This window comes from Cytobacillus oceanisediminis 2691, assembly GCF_007678455.1.
GTDB classification, from domain to species: Bacteria; Bacillota; Bacilli; order Bacillales; family Cytobacillaceae; genus Mesobacillus; species Mesobacillus oceanisediminis_A.
Genome location: NZ_VEEP01000002.1, coordinates 191,168 through 210,009, shown reverse-complemented (window position 1 = coordinate 210,009; position 18,842 = coordinate 191,168). Strand labels below are relative to the sequence as shown.

The 18,842-nt window shown below is 46.6% G+C and carries 15 protein-coding genes; 11 read left to right on the top strand and 4 right to left on the bottom strand.

What is annotated here, in order from left to right:
* The first annotated feature begins 79 nt into the window (after positions 1 to 79).
* The 9 genes from FS736_RS04575 to FS736_RS04535 all read left to right on the top strand — a co-directional run bounded on the left by FS736_RS04575 (position 80) and on the right by FS736_RS04535 (position 12,258).
* The gene (locus FS736_RS04575) at positions 80 to 1,087 is read left to right on the top strand and encodes an ABC transporter substrate-binding protein (RefSeq protein ID WP_144475189.1); all 1,008 of its coding nucleotides are present in this window, start codon (positions 80 to 82) and stop codon (positions 1,085 to 1,087) included.
* Positions 1,084 to 3,288, top strand: a complete 2,205-nt coding sequence (locus FS736_RS04570; protein WP_144475188.1) for an ATP-binding protein — start codon at positions 1,084 to 1,086, stop codon at positions 3,286 to 3,288. Before FS736_RS04575 ends, FS736_RS04570 begins: the two co-directional genes overlap by 4 nt.
* The gene (locus FS736_RS04565) at positions 3,260 to 4,600 is read left to right on the top strand and encodes a sigma-54-dependent transcriptional regulator (protein WP_144475187.1); all 1,341 of its coding nucleotides are present in this window, start codon (positions 3,260 to 3,262) and stop codon (positions 4,598 to 4,600) included. Before FS736_RS04570 ends, FS736_RS04565 begins: the two co-directional genes overlap by 29 nt.
* Before the next feature lie 257 nt (positions 4,601 to 4,857).
* Positions 4,858 to 5,835, top strand: coding sequence for a nuclease-related domain-containing protein (locus FS736_RS04560; RefSeq protein ID WP_186326656.1), 978 nt, complete (start codon positions 4,858 to 4,860; stop codon positions 5,833 to 5,835).
* Between the two features lie 282 nt (positions 5,836 to 6,117).
* Entirely contained in the window at positions 6,118 to 6,318 is a 201-nt protein-coding gene (tatA, locus tag FS736_RS04555) for a twin-arginine translocase TatA/TatE family subunit (RefSeq protein WP_144475185.1), read from the top strand.
* A 24-nt stretch (positions 6,319 to 6,342) separates the two neighbouring features.
* The gene (locus FS736_RS04550; protein ID WP_144475184.1) at positions 6,343 to 7,230 is read left to right on the top strand and encodes a 4Fe-4S dicluster domain-containing protein; all 888 of its coding nucleotides are present in this window, start codon (positions 6,343 to 6,345) and stop codon (positions 7,228 to 7,230) included.
* 12 nt (positions 7,231 to 7,242) lie between these two features.
* The gene (nrfD, locus tag FS736_RS04545; RefSeq protein ID WP_144475183.1) at positions 7,243 to 8,535 is read left to right on the top strand and encodes an NrfD/PsrC family molybdoenzyme membrane anchor subunit; all 1,293 of its coding nucleotides are present in this window, start codon (positions 7,243 to 7,245) and stop codon (positions 8,533 to 8,535) included.
* Positions 8,525 to 11,623, top strand: a complete 3,099-nt coding sequence (locus FS736_RS04540; protein WP_144475182.1) for a molybdopterin-dependent oxidoreductase — start codon at positions 8,525 to 8,527, stop codon at positions 11,621 to 11,623. Before nrfD ends, FS736_RS04540 begins: the two co-directional genes overlap by 11 nt.
* 53 nt (positions 11,624 to 11,676) lie before the next feature.
* Complete coding sequence (locus FS736_RS04535) at positions 11,677 to 12,258, top strand: molecular chaperone TorD family protein (protein WP_144475181.1); 582 nt, start codon at positions 11,677 to 11,679, stop codon at positions 12,256 to 12,258.
* A gap of 377 nt (positions 12,259 to 12,635) precedes the next feature.
* Here the strand turns inward: FS736_RS04535 and FS736_RS04530 are convergent, their stop codons facing one another.
* From FS736_RS04530 to FS736_RS04520, 3 genes are all read right to left on the bottom strand, one after another.
* Positions 12,636 to 12,950, bottom strand: coding sequence for a hypothetical protein (locus FS736_RS04530; RefSeq protein ID WP_144475180.1), 315 nt, complete (start codon positions 12,948 to 12,950; stop codon positions 12,636 to 12,638).
* Between the two features lie 130 nt (positions 12,951 to 13,080).
* Positions 13,081 to 13,305, bottom strand: coding sequence for a DUF1128 domain-containing protein (locus FS736_RS04525; protein WP_144475179.1), 225 nt, complete (start codon positions 13,303 to 13,305; stop codon positions 13,081 to 13,083).
* Positions 13,306 to 13,400: 95 nt separating this feature from the next.
* The gene (locus FS736_RS04520) at positions 13,401 to 14,756 is read right to left on the bottom strand and encodes an alanine/glycine:cation symporter family protein (RefSeq protein WP_144475178.1); all 1,356 of its coding nucleotides are present in this window, start codon (positions 14,754 to 14,756) and stop codon (positions 13,401 to 13,403) included.
* Positions 14,757 to 15,040: 284 nt separating this feature from the next.
* Between FS736_RS04520 and FS736_RS04515 the strand changes: the two genes are divergently transcribed.
* Positions 15,041 to 15,403 carry a YtxH domain-containing protein gene (locus FS736_RS04515; RefSeq protein ID WP_144475177.1) on the top strand — a complete coding sequence of 121 codons (363 nt, stop codon included), beginning with the start codon at positions 15,041 to 15,043 and terminating at the stop codon, positions 15,401 to 15,403.
* A 52-nt stretch (positions 15,404 to 15,455) separates the two neighbouring features.
* Complete coding sequence (locus FS736_RS04510; RefSeq protein ID WP_144475176.1) at positions 15,456 to 16,271, top strand: YihY/virulence factor BrkB family protein; 816 nt, start codon at positions 15,456 to 15,458, stop codon at positions 16,269 to 16,271.
* Positions 16,272 to 16,911: 640 nt separating this feature from the next.
* Here FS736_RS04510 and FS736_RS04505 read toward each other — a convergent pair.
* Entirely contained in the window at positions 16,912 to 18,831 is a 1,920-nt protein-coding gene (locus FS736_RS04505) for a heavy metal translocating P-type ATPase (protein WP_144475175.1), read from the bottom strand.
* Positions 18,832 to 18,842 lie beyond the last annotated feature (11 nt).

Below are 18,842 nucleotides of genomic sequence, written 5' to 3'. Positions count from 1 at the left end.
AATTATCCTATTTTGCAAGATGGCTACATTGCTTTTTCCGTTATAGTGAAAGTGAATACGGAAAATGGAGGCGCGAAACGTGAAAACAAAGTGGTATTTCTTTTTCCTGACGACAGTTGCCGTTTCGGCTATTATATATGCTTTTCTTGGATTCAAGGGCGATGGTCCTGAGGAAATTGGGGTCCTGATGATCGGGGAAAATCGCCATGAAAAGTTCACTGGCCTGGAAAAAGGGCTTAAGGATCTCGGTTACAGCGGCAAGGAGATCCATTTTACAGTGAAGAATGCAGATGATGATGAAAAGCTGCTTGATAAGCAAATCGATGATCTACTAAAAAATGAGCCAGATTTAATTGTTACGCTTGGAGGGATCGAATCCCTGCGTCTAAAGGAAAAGTTGGATAAGGAGAAAATCAAAATTCCTGTTGTTTTTGCAGGTATTGCTGCACCGAAGGAATTGTGCTTGATAAAGGATTACAAGTCACCTGGCGGGATTTTTACCGGAATCAATAACTATCATGCCAGTATTTCTGGAAAACGACTTGAAATGCTGACATCACTGGTTCCGAAAACTGAAAGGGTGCATGTCATATATGACAGCAAGATTGACGTCAGCAACTTAAGCCTTAAAGAAACAAGGATTGCTGCCCAGGCACTTGGTGTGGAGATATCCCCATGTGATGCAAGTTCGAAGGAATGCCTGGATACATTGTGGAAAACGGTTAAAGATGAGGAGGCGATCCTGATCCTCCCCAGTTTCAGGATCGAGTCGCTGACAGATGACATTGTCAGGCTGACCGAAGAGAAAAAAATTCCTGCTATGGGATTATATGATTTTGAAGCGGAAAAGGGGCTCCTGGCAAGCTACGGATCCAGCTTTCATTCACAAGGCTACCAGGCGGCAAGATTTGTCAGCTTGATCCTTCAGGGAAACAAGCCGGGAGAACTTCCGGTCGAACTGCCGGATGGCATCCGTTTTGTCATCAACCAGCAGACAAAGGACGCACTTGGCGTCAAATATAATGACGATTTGCTGAAGTTGGCAGAGCTGATCCATCCCGAAGTGCAAGGAGGCCGAAGTCAATGAAAGCAATGACTGATTTTATGCAATCGCAGACAATCCGGAATAAGGTCCTTGTGTTTGGAGTGGCCATGTCGACCATTCCGCTGCTGCTCATCAGCTTATTTTATTATTCTTTTGTAAAAGCGGATTTGGAAACGCGGATCATGGAAAAACAGGATCTTGTGCTTGAGAATTTGTCCCGTGAGATTGAATTTGAATTCAGCCAGACATTTCAGCGGATTCAGGTCCTTGTATCTCTCAATCTATTAGATAAAAAGCAAAGTGCTTTATATGAGCTTTTGCAGCAAAGCGAATCTGTCGAGGAGGTTGTGATCGCGGATGATAAAGGTTTTGTGGAGCAACGGGTGTCCCGATATGATCTCAATATCGCTGGAAGCATGGAGCGCTGGTTCACGGATGATATGTGGTTCCAGCTGCAGACCCGCGATAAGGTATATGGCCAGGTAGACTTCAACCAGTATGGCCAGCCGGTCATGAAACTGGCAATCCCATTTTATGAAAATGGCACAAAGAAAGCGATTGGGGTAGTAGTCCAGCTCCAAAAAATCATCGGGAAAATATCTTCAATGCGCCAGGATCATTCTTCCTATATCTATCTGGTTGATGATGAAGACCGTGTCATCGCCCATCAGGATTACAGCAAAATCTGGCATAAACAACCTTCTGGAGGCCATGATGAAATTGGCGTGACAGCGAAAATTGAAGACTTGAACTGGATTCTCGTGATGGAGCAGCCGAAAACGACTGCGTTTGCTCCCATCAACAGGATATTGCAAAGCGGCATAGGTGCTGTCGCCCTCCTGATCTTGACGGTGAGCCTGATCAGTGTATGGGCGGGCCTTTATTTTACAAGGCCGATCGTTTCGATTGACCGGGAAATGAACAATTTGAAGCAGGGACGTAAAATCAGTCCTGTGAAAATGAGGCGCACCGATGAACTCGGGAAACTCGCAGATTCCTTCAACGACATGAGCAAGGAGCTGCTCGAAAAATCAAGATTGCTTGAGCAGGAGAAGGAAAGGCTCAATGTCGTGGTGAACGGGATTGGCGCGGGACTGGCGCTCGTGACGAAAGAGTACCGGATCACCTGGATGAACCCGATTTTAAAAGGCTGGTTAAAAGAAGACCGGCTTACGCTCCCTTGTTATGCCTTGATTGGCGGGGAGAATACGCCATGCCTGAACTGTCCGATTACTTGTCCAGACCTTGATAAAATTGCCGATGAAGTCATGAAGTTCAAGGATGGGCCTAATGGCGAGCGGATATTCAGGCACAGGGTGTTCCCGCTGAATCACGCGATTGAGGAAGAAGGCGAATTCCTCGTCGTGCTCGAGGATATCACCGAGCAAAAACAAATGGAAGAAACGATGATCCAAACTGATAAACTGAGCGCGCTTGGCATCATGGCATCGAGCTTCGCGCACGAAGTTAACAATCCGCTGGCAACAATCAATGTGTATGCGGAGGACTTGATTGACCGAATCCAGGCAGGCGACGAAGATTTGGATGAGGATGAGATGGAGCACTATCTTCGTAAAATCAAGGAGAACACTGAGCGCTGCAAAAAGATCACCGGGAATCTGCTTAATTTTTCAAGGAAAAACGATTGGACACAAGAACACATCCACATCAGGGAAATCATTGAAAGCAGCATCAGCCTTGTCGAACACCAGCTGAAAAAGCAGCGGATTCAGCTTGAGCTTCGAGTCCCTGATTCGCTGCCAATGGTTACCGGTGATGGACTAAAACTGATGCAAGTCATCGTCAACCTGATTAACAACGCAGTCGATGCGATGGAGAGCGAAGGAAGACTGCTCGTCTCCGCTTCGGCAGATGATGAGGGGCAGGTTTCCATCAAAGTGACCGACAGCGGCCATGGAATCCCGGCCGAAGCGATGGATAAATTGTTCGATCCATTCTTCACAACGAAGCCAATCGGCAAAGGAACCGGACTTGGACTGTCCGTCTGCTATGGCATCATCCAGCAATTTGGCGGGACAATCACGATTGACAGCAAACCAGAGGAAGGAACAACGGTGGAAATTCAGCTGCCGGCAGAACTGCGAGCGGGAATAAAAGGCGAAGATCAGTCAGAGGAAGGCGGACGAGGTTTTTCCAGACAGCAAATAGACGCTAACCTGTATTCTGGACTAGAAACAATGGAGGTGGGCTACGATGTCAGCAACAAGATTATTGGTCGTTGATGATGAACAGGATTTGCTGGAGCTATTGGTAAGGCGGCTGAGGCGTAAGGGGTTCGATGTGGACAGCGCGGGTACGGCTGAGGATGCACTCGAGCTTGTGAAAAAGAATGAATACGACATCGGCGTTTATGATATCAGACTTCCAGGCATGGATGGCATCGAGCTGTTAAAAGAAACGAAGAAGATTCAGCCCGATATCGAAGTGTTGATCTTGACCGGGCACGGGACGATTGATACCGCCATTGAAGCGATGAAGATGGGCGCCTTTGATTATATCACCAAGCCATATAATCTGTCAGAGTTGGAATTGACGATAGGGAAGGCTGCTGAAAATAAGGCACTCAAAGAGAAAAACGACTCAATGAAGAAAATCATCGCACAGCATAATGAATTCAGGATAATTGGTGACAGTGCCAATTTTAAAGAAGTGATCGAGATGACGAGACGGATTGCCGACAGCGACGTGCCTGTCCTGATTGAGGGCGAAAGCGGCACTGGGAAGGAGCTGTTCGCGAAGGCTCTCCATTACTGGAGCTGCCGCGCTGATGAGCCATTTGTGCCCGTGAACTCCGGTGCGCTGCCTGAGCACTTGTTGGAGAGTGAATTGTTCGGCCACGCCCGTGGCGCTTTTACCGGAGCGAGCCAGGATAAGAAAGGCCTCGTCGAAGCGGCAAAAGGCGGAACACTGTTTTTGGATGAGTTGGGTGAAATGCCGCTGGCGCTTCAGGTAAAATTGCTGCGGTTCCTCGAAACAGGTGAATTCCGGCGTGTCGGCGATGTCCGCGAGCGCCATGTGACCGTCCGCGTCGTCGCCGCCACCAACCGGGACATGGAAAAAGAAGTTGCCGAGGGGCGATTCCGTGAAGACCTATATTACCGGTTAAATGTCGTCAAGCTGACGATCCCGCCGCTGCGCGAACGGAAAGGCGATTTGCCTGCACTGATCGAGCATTTTATCGTGAGGACGAAAGACCCGTCGAAGCAGTTGTCGGCAGAAGCATTTGCTGCGATGGAGCAATATGATTTTCCGGGAAATGTCCGCGAGCTCAGCCACCTGATCGAACGCGGCGTGCTCTTGTCGAAGGGCAGCCTGATTAAAACCGACGATTTGCTTTTGCCAAAACAGGCTGCGGTTGGTGCTGCTCCCGCTGGTGGGGAATCAAGACTCTGCTCACTTGAAGAAGTCGAAAAAATACACATCGATAACGCCTTGAAGCAGATGAACTGGAACAAAACAAAAGCAGCAGATGTGCTCGGCATCAGTGTGCGGAATCTCTACCGGAAGATTGACCAATATGATTTGAAAGAGTAGTTTGTATGTGGGCGGCGAACTGGAAAAAAACGCGTGGAATTTCCAGTTCGCTATATAAAAGAAAAAGTCGCTATAAAAAATGAAAACTCGCTATAAAAGCGAAAAAGTCGCTATAAAAAATGAAAACTCGCTATAAAACATAGAAACTCGCTATATAATCCAAAAACTCGCTATAAAAATTTTATGGAACAGAGAAAAGGAATTTAAAATGTGAAAAGAGAATTATTATAGAAGAAAAATAAGAGGGAGTGATGTGCTTGATTGAAAAAAAACGGGATTTTCCAAGAGAAATTACTGTTTTGAAGGCGATTTTAAGGAGATTTACCTTAAATCCGCAGCTGCAAACGGATCTTGAGAGCAAATTATCAAGAAAATCAGCAGGCTACAAAGGTGAAAAAGAACTAGACTATCATTTATCGCAATTTGACCACACAAGATTCTATATTTTACACGATTTAAGAATTCCCCATAATAATACCCACTTCCAGATTGATTCCCTCTTGATATCAGAAACCTTCATGCTTGTCATTGACTCAAAAAATTTCGCTGGCACTTTGGACTTTCATCCGGAATTCAACTATTTGCTTCAAACTTTGAATGGAATTGAAAAGGTCTACCCTGATCCCATACTGCAAACAAGAACCCAAGCTGCGCAATTAAAATCCTTCCTAATTAAAAATCATTTTTCCCCACCTCCTATTGAATTCCTTGTTTCTATTAGCAACTCACAGGCAATTATCAGGAATCCTGGAAACCACCATGATGTAAGAGTAAGAGTTTGTAAAACTCCCGCTGTTGCCTATAAGATTCAGTCCTTTAATGACAAATATAAAAATGAGGTTTTATCAATAAAGGAAATAAGAAAAATCACCAAGCTGCTATTGAAAAGCCATGAACCATATATTCCTGATATTCCTTCAATGAATTTGCCTATGGATCAAGTAAAGAAAGGAGTCCAATGTCCGGAGTGCCAGCAGATCGGCATGAAAAAAATTTATGGCAACTGGATTTGTGAAAAATGCGGCCATTTATCAAGAGATGCTCAGATAGAAGCACTTAGAGATTTCTTCATCATATTTGGTCCTGCTATTACGAGCAGACAATTCAGCGATTTCCTCCAAATCTCATCCATCCACCAGTCAAAAAGGCTGCTTTCGGCGTTAGACCTAGATAGCAGCGGTTCCACCAAAGGAAGAATCTATACCCCGGGAAAGAACTTCCCCTTATGGGATTAATCAAACTCACCAAAGCGTATGTCATTCCTGCACACCATGCCAAAATGTCACATGCCAAAATTGCAGCATCATGACAAAATGGCACACAAACAGCGTCTGAAACAGGCGATTAAAATCGGTTTCAGATGCTTTTTCTTGTTCACAGAAGTGTCACGAATCCGCGAGCCTTACTGCCCCAAGGAATCGCAATACCCATTCATCCGAAAACACTCCATGCCAAAAAAGTTGGCACGCAGCTTGCAATATAAATAGGCAAGAAAAAATAAAAAAGGAAGTGGCAACATGCTATCCAATATTGGTATTCCTGGTTTGATTTTGATCCTTACTTTAGCGTTGATCATCTTCGGCCCGAAAAAGCTGCCTGAAATCGGCAGGGCGTTCGGCCAGACGCTGAAGGAATTCAAGAAATCGACGCGTGAGCTGACTAGTGATATTACTGACGACATTGTGGATGACATCAAGGAAATCAAGAGAGAAATCTAAACGCATAAAAAGAGGTGACGTAAAATGGGTCTTTTTTCAAATGAGAAAAAGGTAGATTACGACAAAATCGTCGACAAGATGCTGCCGGACGCACAGAAGGAAATGGATGAATCACAGTATGACACAGAGCTTGGCCTGAACATGGCGCGCGATGCCAGAAAGGTCATCAGCGGCAAACTGAAAATCGAAGACTTCCATAAAATCTACTCTTCATCGCTGACAAAGGAATTTGGCAACTATTATGCATCTGGTGATGGACCAGACATTAGGAAGGGTGACGGCCCGAAATGGGCGATGGTCATCGACCTGAAAAAATGCGTTGGCTGTGATACGTGTACCGTCAGCTGCAAGGCAGAGAACAGGACGCCGCCGGGCATCTCCTACAACGTCGTCATGGAATCGCTTGAAGGTGAGTTCCCGAATATCAAGGCAGTCAACCTGCCAAGGCCATGCATGCAATGTGACAAACCAGCTTGTGCCCAGGTTTGTCCGACAAGGGCGACTTATAAAATGGAAAACGGCATTGTCGCGATTGATAATGACCGCTGCATTGGCTGCCGTTATTGCATCGTTGCCTGCCCGTATGGCGCCCGTTCATTCGATTTTGGCGAAAGCTATGAGCAGGAAGTGCAAGGCGCAAATGATGTAACAAGCCCTGAATATGGCGTCGAGCGCGGCAACCGCGAAAAAGGCAAGACACCAATAGGCACGGTCCGTAAATGCAGCTTCTGCTTCCACCGACTGCAAAGGGGCGAAGAGCCAGCATGCGTGGAAACGTGCATTGGCGATGCCCGCTTCTTCGGAGACATCAGCGATCCGAACAGCGTGGTATCAAAGCTTGCTGCAAGTCCAAGAGCTTTCCGCCTGAAGGAAGAGCTTGGAACACATCCGAATGTCATTTATCTAAGATAGGAGGGACTGGCGATGGCCAATCTTGCTGTTGATTTAAAAGAGAAAAGCACATCAAAATCGAAAATCAATGTCACTGTGTCAAAAGCTTTTAAAATATGGATTTCTGCCCTGACTGTAGCCTTTTTGATCGGCGGGTATTTCATCATAGAACGCTTCTTCACGGGGCTTGCGGCTACGAATCTATCAAGCATTACCCCTTGGGGAGCCTGGATCGCTTTTTACATCTTCTTCGTCGGCCTCAGCGCGGGTTCATTCCTGCTGTCGACCCTGATCTACGTTTTCGGGATGGAAGAATACGAACGGGTCGGAAAGGCGGCACTTTTCACCGCGATTGTCTGTATGATCGTCGCGCTGACCTTCGTGCTGATGGACCTTGGCCGTCCGGAGCGAATGCTCAACGCGATCATCTACTGGAATGTCACATCACCGCTTGCCTGGGAAGTCCACTTTTACCTGGTGTATATTGGGCTGTTAACAGTTGAGCTTTATATCGCGATGAGGGAAGATCTCGTCCGCGCGGCAAAAACAAACTCATTGAAAGGCTTTATCGCAAGATTCATCACCTTCAAAAATGCGACTATCAATGCAGCGACGAAAAAGCGTGACCATATGTGGATGAAAATCCTTGGTACAATCGGGATCCCGCTGGCGATCCTTGGGGTGCACGGCGGAACAGGAACGATTTTCGCTGTTGTAAAAGCACGTCCGGCCTGGAATACAGCACTTTTCCCGATCATTTTCGTCGTATCGGCAATGGTTTCTGGAACGGCTCTTCTTTTAGCGATGTATATCATCAAGAAAAAAGTCCAGAAGCAGGAAATAGATAAAAACATGGTTGTATCGCTTGCAAAATTGATGGTCGGGTTTCTGATCATTGACCTTGGCCTTCAATTCTATGAATATCTGATTGGCTGGTACGGACTTGAGGCAGAACACCTTGATACGCTTGCGACAATGATGGCCAGTGAAAAAGCATGGTCGTTCTGGTTCGTGCAAATGTTCCTTGGAGCAGTCATTCCGATTACAATCGTTTTCTGGAAAAAAACAAGCCAAAACGTCAATGCACTGCTTGCAGCAGCTGTCCTTATCGTCATCGGGATCATCGGCGTCCGCTTCAACATTGTTGTTCCGCCGCTTGTCGTGCCAGTTTTCCACGAACTGCCCTGGGGCAATTACGCACCAACGATTCGGGAATGGATGGTCAGTGTCGGTGTCGTGGCAATGGGACTCTTAATCTATTCATTCGGCGAGCTGCTGCTGCCAATCGAAGAAACTTCTGACGAGGTGAGCCATAATGGAAAATAAACCAATGAAACGGCGTGGGTTTTTAAAAGCGCTCGGTACGCTGAGTGCGGTCGCGTTTGTCGGTCCGGCTTTCGTCGGGCCAATCAAGCAGGTCATGGGCGGTGTCTGGACGGATGAACCACATGGAACCGGCACCGATTATCAGGATTATACAGCAGAAAATGTCATCTTCACATCATGCCAGCAATGTAATGCGACATGTACGATTAAGACTTATATTACAGCCGGGGCGGCAGGCGGAGCTTACTCATCCATCGTCCGCAAGATTGCCGGCAACCAGTACAGCCCAATCAACATGGTTCAAATCGGCCATATCAACTACGATACTCCAGTATCCCAGGCTGTAAAAGGAACCGGCAATGTCGCTAAAATGGGACGCGGTCTCCGCGGCGGACGCACCTGTCTTAAAGGCCAGGCCGGCATCCAGAGCAACTATGATGCCTTCCGGATCCAAAAGCCGCTCAAGCGTGTCGGGGAGCGAGGCAGCGGTGTCTGGAAAACGGTCACTTGGGAACAGGCTTATAAGGAAATCCTTGAGGGCAGCAAGGATCTTCGCACTCCAGGGCTAAAAGAAATGTGGAAGTTTGCACCCGAAGAAGCGGTCATGGGAGACTGGGATAAACTGAAAGCAGGAGAAATGACCAAAGCTGAATTCGATAAAAAATACAAAGATATCCTGATTGATACAAACCATCCTGACCTTGGGCCAAAGGCCAACCAAATTGCCGTTATGGCCGGACACAGACGCGAATTCATCGAGCGTCTGGCTGTCAACAGTCTTGGTACAGCCAACTTTTACGATCACGGCGGATATTGCGGAATCACCAGTGTAATGGGCAATGCCCGCTCGCATGATGCCGAAAAGCCAAAGAAACGGATGATTCCCGATTATGACAACGCTGAGATGGTCATCGTCTGGGGAACAAATCCGATGGTCGCTAACCGGGGACCGACAACTTTCGCACCGCAGATCACTAATGCCATCGATCGCGGCATGAAGATGGTTGTCATCGATCCGCGTTTCAGCAAGACAGCTGAGAAAGCGCATGTATGGGTTCCGGTAAAACCGGGCGGTGATGGGGCGCTGGCAATGGCGATGTGCCGCTGGATCATTGAAAACAATCGCTATGACGATATTTACCTGCGAAACCCGAACCAAGAAGCAGCGAATGTAGATGGCGAAACAACCTGGAGTGATGCATCCTTCCTTGTCAATGCCGGGGATAAGAAGCGCCCGTTCGTCCGTGCCAAGGATCTGGGCATCGGGGGCGAGGAGTTTGTTGTCATCGAAAATGGCAAACCTGTGCTGCATACGAAAGCTCGCAATGGCGACCTGGATATTGATACAACGATCAACGGCATCCAGGTGAAATCCGTCTTCAGGATTTTTAAAGACAGGGTCATGGAAAAATCAATCGAAGAATACGCGAAACAGGCAGATGTACCGGTGGAGCAGATTGTCCAGATTGCACGCGAATTCACATCTCACGGTAAAAAGGTTGGAATCCATGCATACCGCGGTCCGGCAATGCACACAAATGGCTATTACAGTGTCCGTGCCATCAATATGCTGAACCACCTTGTCGGCAACCACGACTGGAAGGGCGGCGACACCGTTCTCGGCGCCAAATACAAAGCAACTGAAGGACGCTATGATCTTGCGTCTGTACCGAATGCTAACAAAGGCTGGGGTATCCCGGTAACAAGGCATAAGATTCCATATGAAAAAACATCCTTATTCGAAAAGGATGGCTATCCTGCAAAACGTCCATGGTACCCGTTTGGCAATAAACTGATCCACGACGTGCTCCCAAGCTCTGCGGAAGGCTATCCGTATAAAATCAGGGCTTTGCTGATCAACAGGACTTCCCCGGTAATGGCTGCGCCAAGATCCGAGATGCAGGCTAAATTCATCAGGGATCCTAAGGTTGTTGAACTGGTTGTAGCATCTGATGTGATTATTGGTGAGACTTCAAAGTATGCAGATTTCATCTTACCGGATCTTGCTTATCTTGAAAGTTGGAATGCGGAAGACATTTTCCCAATCCTCAAGCATAAATTTGCTGGTATCATCCAGCCGGTGACTAGAGTGGTTCCTGACGCGCGTCCAACGGAACAGGTCTATATCGATCTTTTAAAAGGAATGGGATTGCCAGGTGTCGGAGACAATGCGCTGGCTGATGGTTCAGCAATACACAACCCAGAAGACTACTACCTTAAACGGGTTGTGAACATCGCATTTGACGGCCAGAAACCTGTCAAGGATGCAAATGCGGAAGAGCTGGCGATTTTCGAAAAAGCAAGGCAGAAGGCACTCGGCAAATATTTTGACATCCAGAAGCTAAAAAATGCTGTCAAACCGGAAGAATGGAAGAAAGTCGTCTACGTACTGAACCGCGGTGGACGCTTTGAGGCAGCAGGAGATGAATATATCGGAAACAAACTTAAGTATCAATGGGCTAAACAGGTTTATTTTTACGACGAAAAGGCAGCAGGCTTCAAGAGTGCTTACACAGGCAAATTCTTTGAAGGCGTGCCGGTAGCTGAGGAAATAAAGACATACGATGGCGAAGTCTACAAGCCAAACAAACCGCTGCAATTCATTAACTGGAAATCAAGGAATATGGCAACGCACCGTACGGAAGGTAATACATGGCTGCGTGAAGTGAAGCCGGAAAACTATCTGTGGATCAATCCGATCGACGCGAAGAAAAAAGGCATCCAGACTGATGATGAAATCTACATTTCATCTAATAACTCAAAAGTTAAAGGGCGTGCACTCGTGACACCGGGAATCAAGCCAGGTGTCGTTGGAGCGAACTTCAGCTTCGGTCATGATGCATATGGCTCAAAAGCAGTCAAAGTGGACGGCAAAACAATCGAGCCAGCCGGCAAATACGGCCATACTGGCTATGAATTCAATAAGCCGCTCCATGAGGAATCAGGATATGCTAAGCCTCGTGGGCAGGGATTCTCTGTTAACGCCTTGTCTGATCGAGATGGCAGCTACTTTGAAGGCTATCTCGCAGACTTGCTGATTGGCGGCCCGGCACAGCAGGACGTATTCGTGGATGTTGAAAAGGCTTAATATCATTGGGGTGGAAGCCCTGAAATTTCTTTAAAGTAAAGGTGGAGACAATAATGGAAGAACGATATGGAAAGCTGGCGATTGCGAATATCATGACAAGCATCTGGCTTGGGGACTGGGACACCTATGAAGCATTCATGAACGAAATCCCTGAGGGAATGCGGAGGGAGCTTACATTTCATTCCTTATATAATCGGGATGAGGTGCAGCTCTGGTATGACAATCACTTTTTCATACCTGGAGAACACTTTGTCTCCCCTTACTTTTCATCCTATTCGAAGAAAAATGAAGATGAAGAAGCCCGCAGGCATGAGCTGCTGTGCTTGATCGGCCTTTATGAAAAAACTGCTTTTTACTTCCCGCTCGAGCAGGATCGGCTGCCAGATCACTTCGGCAGTATGACCGCGTTCATGAGTTCGATTTTACAGGGGGAAATCAAGGCAGAGCAAGAAGGTAATCAGGATTACCTAAAGCAGCTTGAAGAAATAGAAGCAGAGATGCTGGCCCGGTTCATCAAGCCGGTCTTGAAGCCGATGCTCGATAATGCAGAAACGAAAATTACCCTTCCATTCTTTAAGGAGTTTCTCAGCTTTTATGCAGAAGTGATGAGTGAAGACTGGATGGAGGCAGCCTAAAATGAAGAAACAGTCCTCCAAGTGGGGGACCGTTTCCTTGTTGTTTAGAAATTATAAAAGTATTTTTGTGTGGATAACTACATATGGGAGTCTTAATCCAGCTCCAGCGCCTAGCCCCTCGAGACGCTTCGGTCCTGCCAATGAAGTCAAAGAACGACTTCACTGTCAGGCCCTCCAGCGCTTGTCGGGGCTGAACAAGGCGCTTGCGCTTTTTGTTCTATCGAACATTTACTTATTCTGTTTGAAGAAATCGATGAACGCTTGATAAAACTCTACACCCTGATAAAACATAAAGCTGAACGCTGTCAGGGAAAAGAACCCAATCATTAAGAATCGAAACCACATATCCATTCCTCCTTGATTTTTTATTCTGATCATCAAGGAGACTTAATCACATAATTCGATTGAAAAAAGACTGCCGTCAAGAATGAAAATTGGCTTCCAAATTTTATTACCCTGTGATTAATTTGTGTGAAAGTGATAGTTGAAATAGTAAGAACGAATACATTCAGGATGAAAAGAATTTTCTTATCATCCAAATCAGGACCTGGCAGTTGTTCATGGACTTGTTCCATGGGAAGAATGACTTTTGATTTGGCGTCTACTGCTAGGTTTTTTTGTGCTGGAAGGGTTCCGTGAGCAAGTAAAAACAGGATAAACAGGCTGAGCGCGGACATAGTCAGCTTTTTCACGGTTCTCACTCCCCTTGAAAAGTAATAACACTATCGTATAACAATATATGCGTAGTGGAAACAAAAAAGTTTTGACATTTTTCTCAGAATAAAAAAACAGGCACCGTATCATAGCCAGTGCCTGCTCCAATTATTGCTTTCTCAAGTTTCCTAGCTCTTCAGCGATTGCCTGCATTTCATTCGGGCTGAAGGTGTTTTTTCGCATGATCATATCAAAGATTTCCTTGAGTTCTTCATACATCTCGCCGTCAAAATGTGTCGACTTGATTGCGCCGAGGTTCATGACATTCAATTTTTCCTTGATTTTTTCAATCATGTAGTCAACGTTTTCAGGGGAATTTTTAGTTAAGTCCACGCCGTTCATCCTTTCAATGGTTGTACAACCATCTTTCCATGTCCGTCAAAAAAAGTCAATTACAAATCCGGCGCCAGTTGACGCCGGATTTGTCATTATGCACTTAACGATTTTTCCTCTTTTTTCTCTTCCTTGATCGTGTTCAAAATTTTCCTTGTTTCCACTACAACAACGCCGGACAATCCGAGAAGTCCAATCAGGTTCGGGAATGCCATCAGGCCATTCATCACATCGGCGACACCCCAAACGATTTCAAGCTGGGAAATCGCACCGACGAACACAGCAGCGACAAATGCGATGCGGTAGTATAAAATCACATTTTTGCTGAAGAGATAGGAGAAGCATTTTTCCCCGTAATAAGACCAGCCGATGATCGTTGATGAAGCGAAGAACAACAGCCCAATCGCCACAATTACTGAACCTGACTGGCCAAGGAACTTGTCAAAGGTCGCTGAGGTCAGGTCAGCTGCCGTCGTATCGCCCGTATACAAACCGCCCATGACGATGGTGATTCCGGTGATTGAGCAGATGACGATTGTATCGATGAACACCTGGGTCATCGATACAAGTGCCTGGCGCCCAGGCAAATCTGTCTTGGCTGCAGCAGCAGCGATCGGTGCGGAACCAAGACCGGCTTCATTCGAGAATACACCGCGGGCAACACCCATCCGAATGACAGTTCCAAGTGCACCGCCAGCCACGGCTTCCCCTGTGAATGCATCTGTAAAAATAAGTCCAATAGCGGCTGGTACAAGATCAAAGTTCATAATCATGACGACAAGACCCGCGATGAGGTAGAATCCGGCCATCACTGGTACAAACAGGGCGGTCACCTTCCCGATGCTCTTGATCCCGCCAATTAGGACAAGAGCAGTAAAAATCGTCAAGACTAGACCTGTAACCCATGCCGGCACTGAAAAGGTCGACTGTACGACACTGGCTACTGAATTCGACTGAACAAGATTGCCGATTCCAAAAGCCGCGACTGCGCCAAATAGCGCGAATAAGACCCCAAGCCATTTTTGGCCTAGCCCGCGTTCAAGATAATACATTGGGCCGCCGGACATCTCGCCATCCTTGTCTTCAACCCGGTATTTTACAGCCAGGACAGCTTCTGCATATTTCGTGGCCATTCCAAAAAAGGCTGTAATCCACATCCAGAACACCGCGCCAGGTCCCCCAGTGAAAATTGCTGTCGCCACGCCGGCGATATTACCAGTGCCAACTGTCGCAGCAAGTGCCGTCATCAAAGCCTGAAAATGAGAAATATCACCGTCAGACCGTTTATCCTGTTTTTTCGAAAAAGCCAGCTTAAGCGAGTAAGGCAGCAGCCTAATCTGCAGAAAGCCAATGCGGATGGTCAGGTAGATTCCAGTCCCGACAAGTAAAATCAAGAGAGGGGGTCCCCAAACCCAGCCGCTAATTTTTCCAATCCATTCCTCAAATGTCATAGTGTGCCCCCCTTATAAAATTATCTTCATAAAATGTTCTCTAACAAGAATATTCTGATAATTATTCTGAGTCAAGCAATATCAATCAGGTAAATCTTTGAATTTCCACTGTATTCACTGTTCCCAAGACGTTTGACGATGTTTAAAAAGTTATTCTTTTTCTGGATTATTTGAAATTTTTTTCTGCGCGCTTGCATGAAGTGATGTCTATCGTGGAAAATGTTAGGTAGGTGACAGGCAAGTCTTGTCTGCGAAATGAGAAGCAAGATATTAGGAGGAGAAAAATGGGCAGTTCAAAAAGGTTTTGGATGGGGATGTTTTTAGGTGCAATGGCCGGGGGTGCAGTAAGCCTTCTGGAAAAATCGACGCGCCAGGCGGTAAAAGAGGATTTCAGCAAGGTATCGTGCGGAGTTGCGTATGTTGTTAAAAATCCGAATGCATTCATCGATGACATTAAAGAAACAGCGAATAAAGTCCGTACTACAGTGGAACAAGTAACAGAGGATGTTGCGTTCATCACGGAAAAAGTTGAAGAGATCAAAGATGTGCCGCCCCAGATTACCGAATTGGTGAAAGGGACAAAAGAGTCATTGAGGAAATTAGCAGCATCAGGAGATACAAAGCAGCATATAGATGGACAAGAATGATGGATAGGCTGATCACTGGCAGGAGCATGGAAGCTAAAAAAGAGGTGAATCAATGATTGATATGTCATTTTTCAGGCAAATGTGGCACAGGATACAGGAAGACGATGTTCCGGCACTTGCTGCCCAGCTTGCATACTTCTTGTTGCTTTCCTTGTTTCCGCTTTTGATCTTTCTGGTCACATTGGTTCCATATTTGCCAATTTCAGAAATGGATATCCTTGGATTTTTTGATGATTATGCTCCAGGAGAATCGATGGATCTAATCAAAAACAGCCTGGAGGATATCATGAAAAAAGATGGAAAGTTGTTGTCTTTCGGATTGCTGGCGACCATTTGGTCTGCTTCGAATGGAATCAATGCGATTGTAAGGGCATTTAACCGAGCCTACCGGGTAGAGGAAACAAGATCGTTTATCGTAAGCCGGTTAATGGCCATTTTTTTAACGTTCGGGATGATATTTGTCTTCCTCGTCGCTTTGATTTTGCCGGTATTCGGCAAAGAAATAGGCAGCTGGCTGTTCGCGAACTTTGGACTGAGGGAAGAGTTCATCTATGTCTGGAACATGCTGCGCTGGCTGACCAGTATCTTGATTCTTTTTATTGTTTTTCTCGGGTTATACTGGATCGCACCAAATAAAAAGCTGACTTGCATAAGCGGGTTGCCTGGATCCGTTTTTGCGACTGGAGGATGGGTGCTGGTATCACTCGGATTCTCCTACTATGTCAGCAACTTTGCTTCCTACACCGCAACGTACGGAAGCATCGGCGCGATTATCGTACTGATGATCTGGCTCTATTTGTCAGCGTATATTATAATCATTGGCGGGGAAATCAATGCCTATTTCAGTGAAAAGAAAGCCGGCTGCTGATGTCATTGACTCCTGAAATTACCTCTGTAAGGTACGCTGTTTTAGCAAATGATAAAGGGGAGGAATGCTCCTCACTTTTTATGACAGGGGGAATTCAGGATGGCAAAGAAAACGAAAAAAGACGGAAGCACCAAGCAAAAAGGCAAAAGCAACCACAGCCAGAAAACATCAGGCTCAGCAAACGGATCCAACGGATATCACTAACAACAAGCGCCCCCACTCGGAGGGCGCTTTACTTTTGAGTGAAAGATGACAGAAGGCAGCCGGGATAATGCCCTTTAAGAGGAAAAAGGATGGACAGAAATTGAGGCAATCCAGGAGAAAGTGTCCGTCATGATGGCGATGACGGACAGAAATCGGGGAAATGCAAGGGAAAGTGTCCATCATAAGGATGATGATGGACAGAAATCGGTGAAATCCAAGAAAAAGTGTCCTTCATGAGGTGGATGACGGACAAAAATCTGTGAAATGCAAGGTAATCTGTCCATCATGATGGCGATGACGGACAGAAATTGATGAAACCAAACAAAAAGTGTCCGTCATGAAGGTGATGATGGACAGAAATCATAGAAATCCCACGAATAGTGTTCATCATAATAAAAAACTCCCGCTGGATCCGAAGTCCGGGCGGGAGACTACTTTATTTCAACAATCTTAAGCTATTCAGTATGACAAGGATGGTGCTTCCTTCGTGCCCGATGACGCCGTATGGCAGGTCGAGGAACTGCAGGAAGTTCGATGCGATCAGGACCATGATCACTAAAATCGAAAATACAATATTTTGTTTGACGATACGGTTCATCCGGCGTGACAGGTTGATGGCTTCGGCGATCTTTGGCAGGTCGTTTTTCATCAATACGACGTCTGCTGTTTCAAGGGCGACATCTGAGCCTTCTCCCATGGCGATCCCGACATTGGCGGTTGCGAGCGCCGGAGCGTCATTGATACCGTCGCCGACCATGGCGACCTGGCCGTGGTCCTCTTTGAGCTTCTTCAATTGCTGAACCTTTGTTTCTGGAAGGCATTCTGCGATATAGCTGTCAACATGGCTTTCAGCGGCAATGGCTTTTGCGGTATTTTTGCTGTCGCCTGTCAGCATGACTGTGTAGATGCCTTCTGATTTCAACAGATCGATGGCTTTTTTTGTTTCTTCGCGGACGACATCCTTTAAGGCGATCAGGCCGGCAAGCTGGCCATTCCGTTCGATGAAAACAATCGTCTTGCCTTGGGATGCAAGTGCCACTGCTGCGCCATCAGAGAATGCTTCTGCGACAGGCCTGCCGACAAAGTCCGCTTTCCCGATTTTCCAATCCTCGTTTTCGAAATGAGCTTTAACGCCCCACCCGGAAACATCCTCGATGCTTTCAGGATGCACAAGCTCCCTGCCGAGAACATCCTTTGCATAATTCACGATTGCATTTGCCAGTGGGTGGTTGGAGTGGCTCTCGATCGATGCGGCTTTAAGCAAAACTTCATCACGGTCCAACCCGTCAGCTGCGATCACATCCGTCACTTCCGGTTTACCCTTTGTGAGTGTACCCGTTTTATCGAAGGCAATGGCTTTAAGATGGCTAAGATTCTCCAGGTGGACGCCGCCTTTGAACAGTATCCCGTGTTTTGCCCCATTAGAAATCGCTGACAACGTAGCCGGCATGATTGATGCCACTAGGGCACATGGGGAGGCAACTACAAGCAGGATCATCGCCCTGTAAAACGTTTCTGTCCAGCTCCAGCCCAGCAGGTAGTGGGGAACGAACATCATCAGCACTACAACGATGAGCACGACTTTTACATATGTCCCTTCAAATCGTTCGATGAACAGCTGTGACGGGGATTTTTCGCTCTGTGCATTCTGGACAAGCTGGATGATCTTCTGGAACAATGTTTCATTGTTTGGCTTAGTTATTTCAACTGTCAGGGAACCTGTCAGGTTTACAGTGCCTGCGAAAACATCATCTCCGGTATCCTTTGATACTGGTATGGATTCCCCGGTGATCGCTGCCTGGTCTATCGTTGTCTGGCCCTTGGCTATTTTGCCGTCAGAGGGAATCCTTTCGCCCGGTTTGACCAAAATTAAATCGCCGATTTCCAGTTCGGATACATGGACTTTCCTTTCAACACCATTTGTGATTCTCAATGCTTCCTCTGGCTGCAGCTCCATCAATGAGGAAATTTCCTTATGGCTTTTATTCATGGTGTACGTTTCAAGCGCTCCGCTCATCGCAAAAATGAAAATCAAAATTGCGCCTTCTGTCCAATAGCCGATAATGGCTGAGCCGATCGCTGCAAAAATCATCAGCATTTCAACATTCAATTCTTTTTCTTCGATTGTCGCTTCAATGCCTTCCTTCGCTTTGGCGAAACCGCCGATTACATAAGCCAGGATAAAAGCGATGACCGACGCTGTTTGTGAATCTCCTTTGCTTAAGATCCAGCCTGCCGCTATCAGGATTCCACTGATGGCGGCGGCAATCAGTTCAGCGTGTGGCTTGATTTTTCCAAAAAGATTCCCTTCTGGAACCGAGTTTGGTTTTGCAATTGCATTAGCTCCCTGTGCCATCCTTTTCTCCT